Source organism: Pseudomonas fluorescens (assembly GCF_902497745.1).
Taxonomy (GTDB): Bacteria; Pseudomonadota; Gammaproteobacteria; order Pseudomonadales; family Pseudomonadaceae; genus Aquipseudomonas; species Aquipseudomonas fluorescens_BM.
On sequence record NZ_CABVHJ010000054.1, the window covers coordinates 1 to 2,313 of the forward strand.

Consider the following 2,313-nt stretch of genomic DNA (forward strand, 5'->3'; position numbering starts at 1 on the left):
CCAAGCACCAATCGCTGCCGGCAAGGCGTAGCCGAGGGTGCCGTAACCGGTCGAGGCATTGAACCAACGGCTCGGGTGATCCGGGTTGAACGTCAGGTTGCCGGTGTACACCGGTTGCGTGGAATCGCCGACGAATACGGCGTTCGGCAATTCATCGAGCACGATGTCGAGGAAACGGGTTTGTGCGAGGGTCGGCGCGTCCCAGCTCGCGGCCAGTTCGGCGCGCAGTTTACCGGCACGGGCCTGACCCCAATCGCGGCTGCGCGCGGCAAGTTTTTCCTGCGACAGCGAGTTCAGCAAGGCTTGCGCGGCATTGCGCGCATCGGCCACCAGCGCCAGGTGCGGCGGGTAGTTACGCACGGTCTGGTCGGCGTCGATATCGATGCGCAGCAGTTTGCCGGGAATCTCGAAACCGCCAGCGAAGGTCACGTCGTAATCGGTCTCGGCCAATTCAGTGCCGATGGCTAGAACCACATCGGCATCAGCGACCAGCGCGCGGGTGGCGACCAGCGTCTGGGTCGAGCCGATCAACAGCGGATGGGTACCCGGCAGCATGCCTTTGGCATTAATCGTCAGCGCCACTGGAGCGTCGAGCAACTCGGCAAGTTTAGTCAGCTCCGGCGCTGCGTCGATGGCACCGCCACCGGCCAGAATCAGCGGACGTCTGGCTTCAGCCAGCAGCTCGCTCATGCGTTTGACGGCCGCAGGCGCAGCGCCGGCGCGGTCGATATTGACCGGCACACTGGCGAGCAAGTCATCAGCGTTTTCGACCAGCACGTCCAAAGGAATTTCGATGTGTACCGGACGCGGACGACCGGCCTTAAACAACGCAAAAGCACGCGCCAGCACCACCGGCAATTCAGCAGCGGACATCAAGGTATGCGAGAACGCCGCAACACCTGCGACCAGTGCGCTCTGATTCGGCAACTCATGCAGCTTGCCGCGCCCGCCGCCCAACTGACTGCGCGATTGCACACTGGAGATCACCAGCATCGGGATCGAATCGGCGTAGGCCTGGCCCATGGCGGTGGTGATGTTGGTCATGCCCGGCCCGGTGATGATGAAGCACACTCCCGGTTTGCCGCTGGTGCGCGCATAGCCGTCAGCCATGAAACCGGCGCCCTGCTCATGCCGAGGCGTGACGTGGCGAATGCTCGAACGCGCCAGCCCGCGATACAGCTCCACGGTGTGTACGCCGGGAATGCCGAACACCTGCCCGACCCCATAACCTTCGAGTAACTTGACCAGTACTTCGCCACACGTCGCCATGTCGATTGCCCTTCTCGCTCCCACAGGGTCCGTGGAATGGCTTCATTGGAACGGTCGGCAGGTAGCGGCAACAATCGATTAAAAGTCATACTAGCCATGTCCTCACGTCATACCTTGGTTCCCCATGAAACGACTGCCTCCTCTGCCCGCCCTGCATACGTTTTTGATCACCGCGCAGTGCTGCAACTTCACCCGCGCCGCTGAGCAGTTGCACATCACCCAGGGCGCGGTGAGCCGGCAGATCGCCGGGCTGGAAGAGCATCTCGGTTATCCGCTGTTTATCCGTCTGGCCCGTGGCCTGGCGCTGACCGCCGAAGGACGTGAATGGCTACCGCGAGTGGAAAAAGTCTTCGGCCTGATCAGCGAAGCGACCGAGCAAATCGGCCTGCAGCGCGAAACCCTGCAACTCAAAGCGCCGAGCTGCGTGATGCGCTGGCTGCTGCCGCGCTTGCTGCAATGGCAGAAAGACCGCCCGGACGTGCCGGTGAAACTCACGGCCTCGCTGCAACACGGCGTGGATTTTCAGCGCGAGCAATTCGATGCAGCGGTGATCTACGGCCCGCCGCCCGACAACTCGCCGGGCGCGTTGCACCTGTTCGACGAGCAGCTGACACCGGTGTGCTCGCCGCTGTTGCTCAAGGGGTCGCCGGTATTGAATGCACCGGCGGATTTGCAGCAGCATCTGTTGCTACATCCGACGCACGATATTCAGGATTGGTCGGTGTGGCTGAACGCAGCCGGGCTGCAGTTGAACAACATCGGCAGCGGCCAGCATTTCGAAACGCTGGATCAGGCGATGTCGATGGCGTCCCACGGGACGGGGGTGGCGATCGGGGATTGGTCGTTGATTGGTGATGACTTGCGCGCGGGGCGGCTGGTGATGCCGTTTGAGTTGAAGGTGAAGACGGGGCTGGCGTATTACGTGGTGTTGCCGCCGGGGATCGAGGCATCGCCGCCGCTTGAAGAATTGATGATTTGGTTGGTTGAGCAGGCGCATTTGCGGTGAGGCTGTTTCCCCTCACCCTAACCCTCTCCCAGAGGGAG

Annotated in this window: 2 protein-coding genes; one reads left to right on the plus strand and one right to left on the minus strand. The window is 62.2% G+C overall.

Features of this window, described 5'->3' with window-relative positions:
- On the minus strand, positions 1-1,269 hold a 1,269-nt coding region (locus F8N44_RS31080), incomplete at its 3' end, for a 5-guanidino-2-oxopentanoate decarboxylase (RefSeq protein ID WP_150653013.1).
- A 124-nt stretch (positions 1,270-1,393) separates the two neighbouring features.
- Here F8N44_RS31080 and F8N44_RS31085 point away from each other — a divergent pair.
- On the plus strand, positions 1,394-2,275 hold the full coding sequence (locus tag F8N44_RS31085; protein ID WP_150652387.1) for a LysR substrate-binding domain-containing protein: 882 nt from the start codon (positions 1,394-1,396) through the stop codon (positions 2,273-2,275).
- The last annotated feature ends 38 nt before the right edge of the window (positions 2,276-2,313 follow it).

Excerpts from the sequence above, each read along its gene's own strand:
- F8N44_RS31085 (WP_150652387.1), top strand. The coding sequence starts at position 1,394 with ATGAAACGACTGCCTCCTCTGCCCGCCCTGCATACGTTTTTGATCACC.